Raw genomic sequence first — 14,081 nt, 5'->3', positions numbered from 1 at the left:
CTGCTGTAACCCCCCTGTGGATGGTATTTCAGTGCGTGCGGCTTGGTTCAGCCAAAGGAAACGACCCTCCGTCATTTTCAACCAATGTCGCGTTGACAAGAGCCGGAAACCCTAATGATACTCAGCACAGTCATACGACAACCTACAACGAACCAATAACAACAACTGTTTGTCCAGGATTCCCATGACGACCACCACAACCGCCCGCATCCCTTTCAATCGCCTGCTGCTGACCGGCGCCGCCGGTGGCCTAGGGAAAGTCCTGCGCGAAAGCCTGCGCCCCTACGCCAATGTGATTCGCCTGTCGGACATCGCCGACATTGCGCCAGCCATCGATGACCGAGAAGAAGTCGTGCCGTGTGATCTGGCCGACAAGCAAGCCGTGCATCAACTGGTCGAAGGCGTGGATGCGATCCTGCACTTCGGCGGGGTGTCGACCGAGCGCTCGTTCGAAGAGATCCTCGGCGCCAACATCTGCGGCGTGTTCCACATTTACGAAGCCGCGCGCCGCCACGGTGTGAAACGAGTGATCTTCGCCAGCTCCAACCACGTGATCGGTTTCTACAGCCAGGACGAAGTCATCGATGCCCACTCCCCTCGCCGCCCGGACAGTTACTACGGCTTGTCCAAGTCCTACGGCGAAGACATGGCCACCTTCTACTTCGACCGCTATGGCATCGAGACCGTCAGCGTGCGTATCGGCTCGTCGTTCCCGGAACCGCACAACCGCCGGATGATGAGCACCTGGCTGAGCTTCGGCGACCTGACCCAACTGCTCGAGCGCGCCCTGTACACCCCGAATGTCGGCCACACCGTGGTCTATGGCATGTCCGACAACAAGGAGATCTGGTGGGACAACCGTTATGCCACGGCCCTGGGTTTTGCCCCGCAGGACAGCTCCGAAGTGTTCCGCGAAAAAGTCGAAGCCCAGCCGATGCCCGCCGCCGATGACCCGGCGCGGCTCTATCAGGGCGGCGCCTTCTGCGCAGCCGGGCCTTTCGGTGACTGAGCCTTCGCGCGTTGCTTGCCCCCGACAAAAACCAAGGGAATGAGTTGCCATGCAAGCTGAACTGATTGTCGACGCCCGCAACGCGGTCGGTGAAAGCCCGGTCTGGGTGCCTGAGGAAAACGCGCTGTACTGGGTCGATATTCCCGCTGGCGGTTTACAGCGCTGGAGTGCCGACACCGGGCAAGTGGATGCCTGGAAAACCCCGCAGATGCTCGCTTGCATCGCCCGTCACCGGGACGGCGGCTGGGTCGCCGGCATGGAGAGCGGGTTCTTCCGCCTGCATCCGCGCCACGACGGCAGCCTCGACAGTGAACCGCTGGCCCAGGTCGAGCATGCCCGCACCGACATGCGTTTGAACGACGGCCGCTGTGACCGTCAGGGACGTTTTTGGGCCGGCAGCATGGTGCTGAACATGGGCGCCAACGCTGCCGAGGGGGCGTTGTATCGCTACAGCGCCGGGCAACCCGGGTCACTCGACGCGCGACTGAGCGGTTTCATCGTGCCCAACGGCCTGGGCTTCAGCCCGGACGGACGCACCCTGTACCTGTCCGACTCTCACCCTCAGGTCCAGCAGATCTGGGCCTTCGACTATGACATCGACACCGGTACGCCTTCGAATCGCCGCGTGTTCGTGGACATGAACCAGTATGAAGGTCGCCCCGACGGCGCAGCGGTCGACGCCGATGGCTGCTACTGGATTTGCGCCAACGACGCTGGCTTGATCCACCGTTTTACCCCCGATGGCCGACTTGACCGTTCCCTCGCCGTACCGGTGAAAAAACCCACCATGTGCGCCTTCGGTGGCCCTCGACTGGACACACTGTTCGTGACCTCGATCCGCCCCGGCGACGACCATGACCGGCAATCACTGGCCGGTGGCGTGTTCGCCCTAGCCCCCGGAGTAAAAGGCTTACCCGAACCCCTGTTCAACGACTGACCTTCTCGAAAGAAAAGCGCTCCCGCTGCATCGCTGTGCCTTGAATAAAAAAAAACAATAAAACTGGAGACACCCCCATGGACTTCAAACGCACCTTGCTCGCCGCTGCACTTCCATTAGCCTTCTCCCTCAGCAGTGCCACCCAGGCACTGGAAATCAAATTCGCCGACATCCACCCCGCCGGTTACCCGACCGTGGTGGCTGAAGAGCAACTGGGCAAAACCCTGGTGGCCGACAGCAATGGCGCGCTGACCTTCAAGATGTTCGCCGGTGGCGTGCTCGGCTCGGAAAAAGAAGTGGTCGAACAGGCCCAGGTCGGTGCCGTGCAGATGGCCCGGGTCAGCCTCGGCATCGTCGGGCCGGTGGTGCCGGACGTGAACGTGTTCAACATGCCGTTCGTGTTCCGTGACCAGGCGCATATGCGCAAGGTCATCGACGGTGCGGTGGGCGATGAAATCCTCGACAAGATCACCAACTCCGAATTCAACCTGGTCGCCCTGGCCTGGATGGACGGCGGTACGCGCAACCTCTACACCAAGAAACCGGTACGCAGCCTTGAAGACCTCAAGGGCATGAAGATCCGCGTGCAAGGCAATCCGATGTTCATCGAAACCATCAACGCCATGGGCGGCAACGGTATCGCGATGGACACCGGCGAAATCTTCAGCGCCCTGCAGACCGGCGTGATCGACGGCGCGGAAAACAACCCGCCGACCCTGCTCGAACACAACCACTACCAGAACGCCAAGTACTACAGCCTGACCGGCCACCTGATCCTGCCCGAGCCGATCGTCATGTCAAAAATCACCTGGGAAAAGCTCACCCCCGAGCAGCAGGCCCTGGTGAAGAAAACCGCCAAGGCGGCCCAGGCCCAGGAACGCACCCTGTGGGATGCGAAATCGGCCAGCAGCGAAGAGAAACTCAAGGCCGCCGGCGTCGAGTTCATCACCGTCGACAAGAAACCTTTCTACGAGGCCACCGCCTCGATCCGCGAGAAATACGGCGCGCCCTACGCCGACCTGATCAAGCGCATCGAAGCCGTTCAGTAACCCTCCCTGCATTCAAGAAAGGCCCGGCGCCGCTGACGTTGGTGTACGTCAGTGCGCGCCCGGTTACGGTGGAACCCGATGAAGAATCTGCTGCTGCGTATCAACGACAGGATTTACATGGCCTGCATCTGGGTTGCCGGCCTGTCGGTCCTGGCCATTTCCCTGATGATCCCCTGGGGCGTTTTTGCCCGTTACGTGCTCGGTACCGGCTCCAGCTGGCCGGAGCCCACCGCCATCCTGCTGATGATGGTGTTCACCTTCATCGGCGCCGCCGCCAGCTACCGGTCCGGTTCGCACATGGCGGTGGCGATGCTCACCGATCGCCTTGCGCCGAACCTGCGCAAGGCCGCGGCCATTGCCGCGCAACTGTTGATGGCAACCATCTGCCTGTTCATGGCCATCTGGGGCAGCAAGCTGTGCATGTCCACCTGGAACCAGTTCATGAGCGCCCTGCCGACCCTGCGCGTGGGCATCACCTACATGCCGATTCCGATTGGCGGCGTGCTGACGCTGGTGTTTGTCCTGGAAAAACTCTTGCTCGGTGACCAGAGCAACCGTCGGGTCGTGCGTTTCGACCTCGTTGAAGAAAACGAAGGGGCTGCCTGAATGGACGCTTTAATTCTGTTGGGCAGTTTTATCGCGTTGATCCTGATCGGCATGCCGGTCGCCTACGCCCTGGGGTTTGCCGCACTGATCGGCGCGTGGTGGATCGACATCCCGTTCCAGGCCCTGATGATCCAGGTGGCCGGGGGCGTGAACAAGTTCTCCCTGCTGGCGATTCCGTTCTTCGTCCTGGCGGGCGCGATCATGGCCGAGGGCGGCATGTCCCGGCGCCTGGTGGCGTTCGCCGGGGTGCTGGTGGGCTTCGTGCGTGGCGGCTTGTCGCTGGTCAATATCATGGCCTCGACCTTCTTTGGCGCGATCTCCGGCTCCTCGGTGGCGGACACCGCCTCGGTCGGTTCGGTGCTGATTCCGGAAATGGAACGCCGTGGTTATCCCCGGGAATTCGCCACGGCAGTGACCGTCAGCGGTTCGGTGCAAGCGCTGCTGACACCGCCCAGCCACAACTCGGTGCTCTACTCCCTGGCCGCCGGCGGCACGGTGTCGATTGCCTCGCTGTTCATGGCCGGTGTGGTGCCGGGCCTGTTGATGAGCGCGTGCCTGATGGTGCTGTGCCTGATCTTCGCCAAGAAGCGCGACTACCCGAAAGGCGAAGTCATCCCGATGCGCGAAGCGCTGAAGATCTGCGGCGAAGCGTTGTGGGGCCTGATGGCGATGGTGATCATCCTCGGCGGCATCCTGTCGGGTATTTTCACCGCCACCGAGTCGGCGGCGATTGCCGTGCTGTGGTCGTTCTTCGTGACCATGTTCATCTACCGCGACTACAAATGGAGCGAACTGCCCAAACTGATGCACCGCACCGTGCGCACGATTTCGATCGTGATGATCCTGATCGGTTTCGCCGCCAGCTTCGGCTACATCATGACCCTGATGCAGATCCCGGCGAAGATCACCACGCTGTTCCTGACCCTGTCGGACAACCGCTACGTGATCCTGATGTGCATCAACGTCATGCTGCTGTTGCTCGGTACGGTCATGGACATGGCGCCGTTGATCCTGATTCTCACGCCGATCCTGATGCCGGTGATCCTCGGCATAGGCGTGGATCCGGTGCAGTTCGGCATGATCATGCTGGTGAACCTGGGCATTGGCTTGATTACACCGCCGGTGGGTGCGGTACTCTTTGTGGGGTCAGCCGTGGGTAAAGTCAGCATTGAATCCACCGTCAAAGCCCTGCTGCCGTTCTACGGCGTGCTGTTCCTGGTGCTGTTGGCCGTGACCTACATTCCGGCACTGTCGCTGTGGTTGCCGCATTTGGTGTTGTAAACCCTTAAAAAGATCACAGCCTTCGGCAGCTCCTGCGTCGGACACGGTTTCCTGTAGGAGCTGCCGCAGGCTGCGATCTTTTCCACCATTGAACGCGAATCGATAAACCATGAACCTTCTGCAACTCGAAGACGAATTCACCCACCTCACCCTCGCCCCGGAACTCGGCGCCAGCCTCGTCAACTGGACCGTGCGCAGCACTGGCCAGCCCTTGTTGCGACACGCTGATGCTCATGCCCTGAACACCGGCCTGCCCGGCAAGCTCGGCTGTTTTCCCTTGATCCCCTGGTCCAACCGTATCGCCGATGGCGGTTTCGATTGCCCCGATGGCTGGCTGGCACTGGCGCCCAACAGCCTCACCGATCCCCTGCCGATTCACGGCAGCGCCTGGCAGCAGGCGTGGGACGTGGTTTCGCGGTCGAAAAATGAAGTGCTCCTGCAACTCGACAGCACAACCCCCTTCGCTTATCGCGCCCGGCAACGTTTCCATTTGAGCGCGGGCAAGCTGAGCATCGAACTGCACGTCACGCACCTGGCTGAACACGCTGCGTGGCATGGCCTGGGACTGCATCCGTACCTGCCGCGCACACCGAACACCCGCCTACAGGCGCCCGCCCGGCATGTGTGGTTGTGCGACGGGGCAAAACTGCCGACCGAACTCGGCGCATTGCCGGTCGAGTGGGATTTCCAGCAACTGAAGGCATTGCCACAATCCCTGGTGGACAACAGTTTCTGCGAATGGAACGGCCACTGCCTGATCGAGCAAGCGGATCTTGGTTACGCGCTCGACTGCCAGGCCACCGGCAGCGACTACTACCTGCTCTACTGCCCTGTGGGCCTGGGGTTTTTCTGCATCGAACCGGTGAGCCACCCGGTCAACGCGCACCACCTGCCCGGCCGGCCAGGGTTGCGTTTGCTGGAACAGGGTCAATCCACCGAACTGGGCTTCACCCTGCAGTACCGGCCGCTTCAGGCAGATGCCCCCAACAATTGACTCAACACCGCTCGCAACTTGCCGGGCTTCACCGGTTTGTTCAGCAAGGGTGCGTTGAGTCGCTGCAACGCACGCCGACAATGGTCGGTGCGGTCGGCGGTAATGATCACCGCGGGAATGTCCTGGTGAAAATGCTCGCGCAAATGTCGCACCACATCACAGCCGACCACCCCGTGATCGAGGTGATAGTCCGCCAGAATCAGTTCCGGCGCCTGCCCGCGCAGCGCCGCCAGCGCAGCCTCTTCATCGGTGGCGACCAGGACGTCGCAGCCCCACTGCCCGAGCAACGCGCTCATGCTGTCGAGAATGCTCACTTCGTTGTCGATCACCAGTAAACGGCGGCCCGGCAGCGGGTTGCCGGTGCCCGGTTGTGGCACCGCCTGGCTCACGGGCAGCGGAACCTCGTCGGATATCGGCACCTCGATGCTGAACATCGAACCCCGCCCCGGTAACGAGTACACGCCGATCCTGTAGCCAAGGATCTTGGCGATGCGCTCGACAATCGCCAGCCCCAGGCCCACGCCCTTGCGGTCGGCGGCGCGGCCGACGTCCAGCTGGTTGAACTCGAGGAAGATCGAATCGAGCCGGTCGGCGGCGATGCCACGCCCGGTGTCCCAGACCTCCAGGCGCAACATCTCGCCCCGACGCCTTGCCGCCAGCAGGATGCTGCCTTCATCGGTGTAGCGGCAGGCATTGCTGAGGAAGTTGCGCAGGATCCGCGTCATCAGGCGCAAGTCGGTACTGATGGCGTAATCGGCCATGCGCACCCGCAGGTTCAAGCCGGCCGCCTGGGTGACAGACTGGAACTCCGACACCAGCGGCCCGAGCAGTTCGTCGAGGCGGTACAACGCAACGTCCGGCTTGACCGCGGCCTGGTCGAGCCGGGAAATGTCGAGCAGATCCGTCAGCAGGTCTTCGGCCCCTTCCAGGGCCTGGTGAGTGCGCTCCACCAGCACCTGTTCGGCTTCCGGCAATTTGCGTTCACGCAAGGTCGAGATCAGCAACCGCGCGGCGTTCAGCGGTTGCAGCAGGTCGTGGCTGGCGGCGGCGAGGTATTTGTCCTTGCTGTGATTGGCGGCCTCGGCGGCATCGCGGGCGTCGCGCAAGGCCTTGGCGATCTGTTTACGCTGGGTGATCTGCTGCTGAAGGTTACGGTTGGCCTCGAGCAATTCATCGGTGCGCGCGACGACGCGCTGCTCCAGTTCGTCATTGAGTTGCTGCAGGCGTCGCTGGGCCAGTTTGCGCTCGGTGATATCGGAGACGAACCCTTCCACCAGGCCTTCCTGGCCGGGCTTGAGCAGCAGGTTCATCAATACATCCAGGTGACTGCCGTCCTTGCGCCGCAAACGGGTTTCATAGCCGTGCAGGCTGCGCTGGTGCCGGAGGATTTCGCCAATGCTTTCCAGCTCCTGCGCGCCGTCGACGAACAGGGTGCTGCCCAGGTCAGTCAGGGAGAACAGCACCTCCTGCGGGTCCTGGTAACCGAGCATGCGTGCCAGTGCCGGGTTGGCGGCGCGCATGCCGTCGTGCAGGCTGGCCTGGAAGATCCCGTGCACCGCGTTTTCGAACAGCCACTTGTAGCGGTTACGCTCGGCTTCCAGATCATCCAGGCGCGCGGCCAGTTCCGGGTAATGACTCTTGCGCGCCGAGTGGCTGCCCAGCCCCAGCAGCCCGGCCAGGGCCCGTTGTTGCTCGTCAGAGGGCTTCGCCATAGACGACCTCGACATCACGCTGGCTGGATTCGCGCGGGTTGGTCAGGATGCACGGGTCGTGCATCGCATGCTGCGACAGGAACGGAATATCCGAGGTCCTGACGCCATGCAAACCAAGGGTTTCGTGAAAGCCGATGGCGTGCTTGAGGGCGATCAGGTGTTCGACCAGGCGCCCGCAGATCTGCCGGTGATTCAGGCCTCGGCAGTCGATGCCCAACGTCTCGGCGATCACCTTGAAGCGGTCTGGCGCCGAGTTGTAATTGAAGGCCACCACGTGCTCGACAAGGACCGCGTTGCACAGGCCGTGGGGCAGGTCGAGAAAGCCGCCGAGGCTGTGGGACATGGCATGCACGGCACCAAGGATGGCGTTGGAGAACGCCAGCCCGGCCTGCATGCTGCCGAGCATGATCTTCTCGCGCAGGGCGATGTCCGTCGGGTTGGCGATCATTTGCACCAGGTTGCCATTGATCAGGCGCATCGCCTCCAGCGCATGGGGGTCGGTCAGCGGCCCGTGGCCGGTGGACACGAAGGCTTCGATGGCATGCACCAACGCGTCAATGCCGGTACAGGCCGACAGGAACGGGTCCATGCTCAGGGTGGTTTCCGGGTCGATCAGCGAAACGTCCGGTACCACCGCCTTGCTGACGATGGAGAACTTCATGCGTTCCTGCTGGTTGGAAATGATCACGAACTGCGAGACGTCCGCCGAGGTGCCGGCGGTGGTCGGAATCAGGATCAGCGGCGGGCTGGGCACGCGGATGGTGTCCACACCCTCGAAATCGAGAATGCTGCGGCCATGGGCAACGACGATACCGATGCCTTTGCCGCAGTCCATCGGGCTGCCACCACCGACGGCGACGATCACGTCGCAGTGGTTTTCCCGGTACATCTCGGCACCGAGCATTACCTCTTCGACCCGAGGGTTGGGCGAGACATCACTGTAAAGGCAATACTCGATACCCAGGGCTTGCAGGCTGGCTTCGACATCGGCGACCCAGCCAGCGGCAATCACGCCGGGATCACTGACCACCAGGACCTTGCGTGCGCCAAAGGTCTTGGCGTAATTGCCAACACTGTGCCGGCTACCGGCACCGAAGATGATTTCAGGTGAAACGAACTTACGCAGCTGGTTGAGACTCTGGCTCATTGGAAAGCCTGTTTTTATTGTTTTGGAAGGTAGAAACCACACTAAACCATCCAGCTGTGAATGCAATCAGACCAAAGAACAGCGCTGTCCGGGCTGTAACAGATCCCACAGGGGATCTGCGGCGCTAGAACTATCCGCGATAGATCAGCTGCGAAGCCTTCGCATTACGCAACGTGAGGTGTTCGATCCCCAACCCCGGTGCCTGCGCTTCCTCCCGGGCCTTGAGGATCACGCCGTGGTGCGCAGACTTGCTGCACACCGGGTCGGCATTGCTGGCATCGCCGGTCAGCATGAAAGCCTGGCAGCGACACCCGCCCAGGTCCTTGTGCTTTTCATCGCAGGAGCGGCATGGCTCCTTCATCCAGTCATCGCCGCGAAAACGATTGAAGCCGAACGAGTCGTTCCAGATGTGCGAGAGGCTGTGCTCGCGCACATTGGGAAACTGCACCGGTAACTGCCGGGCGCTGTGGCAAGGCAAGGCCGTGCCGTCGGGAGTGATGTCGAGAAACAGGTTGGCCCAGCCGTTCATGCAGGTCTTGGGACGCTCTTCGTAGTAGTCCGGGGTGACGAAGATCAGCTTGCACGGGTGGCCCTGGGCTTCAAGGCGTTGGCGGTACTCGTTGGTGATGCGCTCGGCACGCTGCAATTGCTCGCGGGTGGGCAACAGGCCGACGCGATTCAGTTCGGCCCAGCCATAGAACTGGCAGGTGGCCAATTCGACGAAGTCCGCTTCCAGCTCCAGGCACAGTTCGATGATCTGCGCGATCCGGTCGATGTTGTGCCGATGGGTGACGAAGTTCAGCACCATCGGATAACCCTGGGCTTTCACCGCACGGGCCATGGCGAGTTTCTGGGCGAAGGCCTTGCGCGAACCGGCGAGCATGTTGTTCACCGCCTCGTCGGCGGCCTGGAAGCTGATCTGGATATGGTCCAGCCCGGCCACCTTGAAGTCACGCACCTTCTGCTCGGTCAGGCCGATGCCGGAGGTGATCAGGTTGGTGTAGTAGCCCATGTCCCGGGCGGCCTTGATCAGTTCGGCGAGGTCCTGGCGTACCAGCGGCTCGCCACCGGAAAAGCCCAATTGCGCGGCGCCCATGTCCCGCGCTTCACGGAATACACGAATCCATTCCTCCGTGCTCAGTTCCTCGCCGTGCCGGGCAAAATCCAGCGGGTTGGAGCAATAGGGGCACTGCAGCGGACAGCGGTAGGTCAGCTCGGCGAGCAGCCACAACGGCGGTCCGGGCAGCGTCTCACTCGATCCAGAATTGCGCATGGGCCACCTCCAGAAACGCCAGCACGTCTTCGTCGACCCCCGGTACGCCGGGAAAATTCGCGCTCAATCGCTCGATGATCGCCGCCACGCTGCGCTGGCCATCCACCAGGTCGAGAATCTGTCCGGCACTGGCATTGAGCTTGATCATGCCTTCGGGGTACAGCAGCACGTGGCAGTCCTGACGGGGCTCCCATTGCAGACGAAAACCGCGACGCAAGGCCGGTGACTGTTGGCGATTGATCAGGCTCACAGGGCGATCCCCCGGTGCCAGACTTTGTTATCGGTAACCGTGTGATACGGCGGGCGCGCAAGCTCGTAGGCCATGCTCATGGCATCGAGCATGCTCCACAGCACGTCGAGCTTGAATTGCAGAATCTGCAGCATGCGTTGTTGCCCCTCGGCCGTCACGTAGTGCGCCAGGGTGACGCGCAAGCCATGCTCGACATCGCGCCGCGCCTGGCTCAGGCGCGTGCGGAAATAGTCGTAGCCAGCAGCGTCGATCCATGGGTAGTGGGTCGGCCAGGCGTCGAGTCGCGACTGATGGATCTGGGGGGCAAAGAGTTCGGTCAGCGAACTGCTGGCCGCTTCCTGCCAGCACGCGCGACGGGCGAAATTGACGTAGGCGTCCACCGCGAAACGCACGCCGGGCAGCACCCGTTCCTGGGAGAGGATCTGCTCGCGATCCAGCCCCACCGCTTCGCCCAGGCGTAGCCAGGCTTCGATGCCGCCCTCGCTGCCGGGGACACCATCGTGGTCGAGGATCCGTTGCAGCCATTCCCGGCGCACGTCGCGGTCCGGGCAGTTGGCGAGAATCGCGGCGTCCTTCAGGGGGATGTTGATCTGATAGTAGAAGCGATTGGCGACCCAGCCCTGGATCTGCTCGCGGCTGGCGCGGCCGGCGTACATGGCTTGGTGGAAGGGATGGTGGATGTGGTAGTAGGCGCCCTTGGCGCGCAGGGCGGCTTCGAATTCTGTGGGGGACATGGGGGTGTCAGTCATTTTGTTCTCCGGGAACTTCTGCGGTGCCTGTACTGGCCTCTTCGCGATCCGACTTGCTCGCGAAGGGGCCAGCCGCTACAGCTCAATACTCATGCCGTCATAAGCCACTTCAATACCCCGCCTCTCCAGCAGCGCCCGCTCGGCCGAGTCTTCATCGAGAATGGGATTGGTGTTGTTGATGTGGATCAGCACCTTGCGCTGGCGGTTGAACCCCTCCAGCACTTCAAGCATCCCGCCGGGGCCGCTTTGCGGGAGGTGCCCCATTTCGCTGCCCAGGCTCTGGCCGACTTCGCAAATACGCATCTCGTCGTCGCGCCACATTGTGCCGTCCAGCAGCAGGCAATCGGCGCGCTGCATCCAGCCCAGCACTTCATCGTCGATTCGACCAAGGCCCGGGGCATAGAACAGCGATGCGCCGTTGCGCAGGTCTTCAATGAACAAGCCAATGGTGTCGCCCGGTTGCGGATTGCCGCGATTGGGCGAATACGGCGGCGCGTTGCTCACCAGGGGAACCGCGCGAAATTGCAGATGCCCGCAGGCCGCGATGCTGAATGGCTGGCGATCGAGGCCGACCGGTTGCCAGTGCAATCCGCCGTTCCAGTGTCCGAGCATGTTGAACAACGGGAAACCGCTGCTCAGGTCCTGGTGCACGCGCTCGGTGCACCACACGTCATGCGGGCAACCTTCACGCAGGCTGAGCAAACCGGTGCAATGGTCAATCTGGCTGTCCAGCAGCACGATGCCGGCGATGGCGCTGTCACGCAGGCGCCGCGCCGGTTGCAACGGCGCAAAACTCTCGAATTGCGCGCGAATGTCCGGTGACGCGTTACACAGCACCCACTCGACACCGTCGTCACTCAGGGCAATCGACGACTGCGTACGGCGCTGTGCCCGCAGGCTGCCATTGCGCACCCCGGCGCACTGGCGGCAGTTGCAATTCCACTGGGGGAAACCACCGCCAGCGGCGGAACCGAGAACGCGGATGTGCATGGCGGATGCTCCAGAAGGCAGGCCCGGCCAACGCATCGGCTGGCCGGGTGATCAATCAACGGTTGGCGAAATACATCGTCACTTCGAAGCCAATGCGCAGATCGGTAAACGCGGGTTTAGTCCACATGGGTCATTCCTCTTCTTGTGCCCGGGTGATTCCGGTAGAGCCATTAATGCACGGGGCGACGAGGGCCCGAATGCTACTTTCGAAGGAGGTTCGGGGGTGATTTGGTAGGGGGTGAGACACAAATTTCCAATTCCCCACATACCCATGTGGGAGCGGGCTTGCTCGCGAAAGCGGTGTGCCAGTCAACATCTCTGCTGGATGACACTCCGCTTTCGCGAGCAAGCCCGCTCCCACAGGTTCAATGTCGTTCTTGAGGGATCAAAAGAACCCCAGCGGATTGATGTCGTAGCTCACCAGCAGGTTTTTGGTCTGCTGGTAATGATCGAGCATCATCTTGTGGTTTTCCCGACCGACGCCGGACTTCTTGTAGCCACCGAACGCCGCGTGCGCCGGGTACAGGTGGTAGCAGTTGGTCCACACGCGCCCGGCCTTGATCGCCCGGCCCATGCGGTAGGCGCGGTTGATGTCGCGGGTCCACAGGCCGGCACCGAGGCCGAACTCGCTGTCGTTGGCAATGGCCAGGGCTTCGGCTTCGTCCTTGAAGGTAGTGATCCCCACCACCGGGCCGAAGATTTCTTCCTGGAACACACGCATCTTGTTGTGACCCTTGAGCAGGGTCGGCTGGATGTAGTAACCGCTGGACAGGTCGCCCTCCAGACGTTCGGCCGCGCCGCCGGTGAGCAGCTCGGCGCCCTCCTCCTGGGCAATGGTCAGGTACGAGAGAATCTTGTCGTATTGCTGCTCGGACGCCTGGGCGCCGACCATGGTCTCGGTGTCCAGCGGGTTACCACGCTTGATCTTGACGATTTTCTTCATCACCTCGGCCATGAACGGCTCGTAGATCGACTCCTGGACCAGCGCCCGGGACGGGCAGGTGCAGACTTCGCCCTGGTTGAAGAACGCCAGCACCAGGCCTTCGGCGGCTTTTTCGATGAACTCGGGTTCCGCGTTCATGATGTCTTCGAAGAAGATGTTCGGCGACTTGCCTCCCAGCTCGACGGTGCTCGGGATGATGTTCTCGGCGGCGCAATGCATGATGTGCGCGCCCACCGGGGTCGATCCGGTGAAGGCGATCTTGGCGATGCGCTTGCTGGTGGCCAGGGCCTCGCCGGCTTCGCGACCGAAGCCCTGGACGATGTTCAGCACGCCCGCCGGCAGCAGGTCGGCGATCAGCTCGGCGAAGACCATGATCGACAGCGGCGTTTGCTCGGCAGGCTTGAGCACGATGCAGTTGCCGGCGGCCAGGGCCGGGGCGAGTTTCCAGGCGGCCATCAGCAGCGGGAAGTTCCACGGAATGATCTGCCCGACCACGCCCAGGGGTTCATGGAAGTGATAGGCCGTGGTCAGCTCGTTGATCTCCGCAGCCCCGCCTTCCTGGGCGCGGATGCAGCCGGCGAAGTAACGGAAGTGGTCGGCCGCCAGCGGCACGTCGGCGTTCAGGGTTTCGCGCACGGCCTTGCCGTTGTCCCAGGTTTCGGTGACGGCCAGCACTTCCAGGTTCTGCTCGATGCGGTCGGCGATTTTCAGCAGCACCAGGGAGCGGTCCTGGGCCGAGGTTTTGCCCCAGGCGTCGGCAGCGGCATGGGCAGCGTCGAGAGCCTTGTCGATGTCGGCGGCGCTGGAGCGCGGGAATTCGGCGATCACTTCACCGTTGACCGGCGAGGTGTTGGTGAAGTACTCGCCATTGATCGGGGCAACAAACTCGCCACCGATGAAGTTGCCGTAGCGCGGCTTGAAGGTAATGACGGCGCCTGGGGTTCCGGGTTGTGCGTAGATCATGGTGGGCCTCTGTCTGGGTCGATGCCTGTCGTACTGACAGGCGATGAACCGATACTAGAGAGCCCCGCGTGCCAGACGAATGCATCGTTGGCAGGAGGGGCTCTCGTTATTTGGTAGTAGAAGGCGCTGCGGTATCAGTAGGCTTTTGTGGCGAGGGAGCTTGCTCCAGCTCGGCTGC

At 62.2% G+C, this 14,081-nt stretch carries 14 protein-coding genes; 6 read left to right on the top strand and 8 right to left on the bottom strand.

Going from position 1 to position 14,081, the window contains the following annotated elements; translation table 11 throughout:
- Positions 1–184: 184 nt before the first annotated feature.
- The 6 genes from ACM6G4_RS15720 (at position 185) to ACM6G4_RS15695 (ending at position 5,876) form a co-directional block, all read left to right on the top strand.
- Complete coding sequence (locus ACM6G4_RS15720) at positions 185–1,009, top strand: NAD-dependent epimerase/dehydratase family protein (RefSeq protein WP_409078772.1); 825 nt, start codon at positions 185–187, stop codon at positions 1,007–1,009.
- Positions 1,010–1,058: 49 nt separating this feature from the next.
- Complete coding sequence (locus tag ACM6G4_RS15715) at positions 1,059–1,946, top strand: SMP-30/gluconolactonase/LRE family protein (protein ID WP_414914057.1); 888 nt, start codon at positions 1,059–1,061, stop codon at positions 1,944–1,946.
- A 77-nt stretch (positions 1,947–2,023) separates the two neighbouring features.
- Positions 2,024–2,995, top strand: a complete 972-nt coding sequence (locus ACM6G4_RS15710) for a TRAP transporter substrate-binding protein (protein WP_056727766.1) — start codon at positions 2,024–2,026, stop codon at positions 2,993–2,995.
- Positions 2,996–3,073: 78 nt separating this feature from the next.
- A complete protein-coding gene (locus ACM6G4_RS15705) occupies positions 3,074–3,601 on the top strand; it encodes a TRAP transporter small permease (RefSeq protein ID WP_409078770.1) in 528 nt (175 codons plus the stop codon).
- A complete protein-coding gene (locus ACM6G4_RS15700; protein ID WP_409078769.1) occupies positions 3,602–4,882 on the top strand; it encodes a TRAP transporter large permease in 1,281 nt (426 codons plus the stop codon).
- A 109-nt stretch (positions 4,883–4,991) separates the two neighbouring features.
- Positions 4,992–5,876: an aldose 1-epimerase gene (locus ACM6G4_RS15695; protein ID WP_414914056.1), complete on the top strand. Its 885-nt coding sequence runs from the start codon at positions 4,992–4,994 to the stop codon at positions 5,874–5,876.
- On the opposite strand, the gene ACM6G4_RS15690 is transcribed toward ACM6G4_RS15695, so the two are convergent.
- The 8 genes from ACM6G4_RS15690 to ACM6G4_RS15655 form a co-directional block, all read right to left on the bottom strand.
- Positions 5,852–7,588 (bottom strand): NahK/ErcS family hybrid sensor histidine kinase/response regulator, encoded by a 1,737-nt coding sequence (locus ACM6G4_RS15690; protein WP_414914055.1) that lies wholly within the window; start codon positions 7,586–7,588, stop codon positions 5,852–5,854. The two genes, ACM6G4_RS15695 and ACM6G4_RS15690, sit on opposite strands and share 25 nt — an antisense overlap.
- Positions 7,572–8,735: an alcohol dehydrogenase-like regulatory protein ErcA gene (gene ercA, locus ACM6G4_RS15685; RefSeq protein WP_056727778.1), complete on the bottom strand. Its 1,164-nt coding sequence runs from the start codon at positions 8,733–8,735 to the stop codon at positions 7,572–7,574. The genes ACM6G4_RS15690 and ercA overlap by 17 nt, the downstream gene beginning before the upstream one ends.
- A 130-nt stretch (positions 8,736–8,865) precedes the next feature.
- Complete coding sequence (pqqE, locus tag ACM6G4_RS15680) at positions 8,866–10,008, bottom strand: pyrroloquinoline quinone biosynthesis protein PqqE (RefSeq protein ID WP_056727781.1); 1,143 nt, start codon at positions 10,006–10,008, stop codon at positions 8,866–8,868.
- Positions 9,986–10,258 carry a pyrroloquinoline quinone biosynthesis peptide chaperone PqqD gene (gene pqqD / locus ACM6G4_RS15675; RefSeq protein ID WP_414914054.1) on the bottom strand — a complete coding sequence of 91 codons (273 nt, stop codon included), beginning with the start codon at positions 10,256–10,258 and terminating at the stop codon, positions 9,986–9,988. Before pqqD ends, pqqE begins: the two co-directional genes overlap by 23 nt.
- Positions 10,255–11,007 carry a pyrroloquinoline-quinone synthase PqqC gene (gene pqqC / locus ACM6G4_RS15670; RefSeq protein ID WP_056727785.1) on the bottom strand — a complete coding sequence of 251 codons (753 nt, stop codon included), beginning with the start codon at positions 11,005–11,007 and terminating at the stop codon, positions 10,255–10,257. Before pqqC ends, pqqD begins: the two co-directional genes overlap by 4 nt.
- A gap of 75 nt (positions 11,008–11,082) precedes the next feature.
- The gene (gene pqqB / locus ACM6G4_RS15665) at positions 11,083–11,997 is read right to left on the bottom strand and encodes a pyrroloquinoline quinone biosynthesis protein PqqB (RefSeq protein WP_414914053.1); all 915 of its coding nucleotides are present in this window, start codon (positions 11,995–11,997) and stop codon (positions 11,083–11,085) included.
- 55 nt (positions 11,998–12,052) lie between these two features.
- Complete coding sequence (gene pqqA, locus ACM6G4_RS15660; protein WP_003253598.1) at positions 12,053–12,124, bottom strand: pyrroloquinoline quinone precursor peptide PqqA; 72 nt, start codon at positions 12,122–12,124, stop codon at positions 12,053–12,055.
- A 258-nt stretch (positions 12,125–12,382) separates the two neighbouring features.
- Positions 12,383–13,903, bottom strand: coding sequence for an aldehyde dehydrogenase family protein (locus ACM6G4_RS15655; protein WP_056727788.1), 1,521 nt, complete (start codon positions 13,901–13,903; stop codon positions 12,383–12,385).
- Positions 13,904–14,081: the final 178 nt, after the last annotated feature.

The organism is Pseudomonas sp. IT-P258 (assembly GCF_949767825.1).
Lineage (GTDB): Bacteria > Pseudomonadota > Gammaproteobacteria > Pseudomonadales > Pseudomonadaceae > Aquipseudomonas > Aquipseudomonas monachiensis.
The sequence above is the reverse complement of the archived record's forward strand: the minus strand, read 5'-3'. Positions and strand labels throughout refer to the sequence as shown.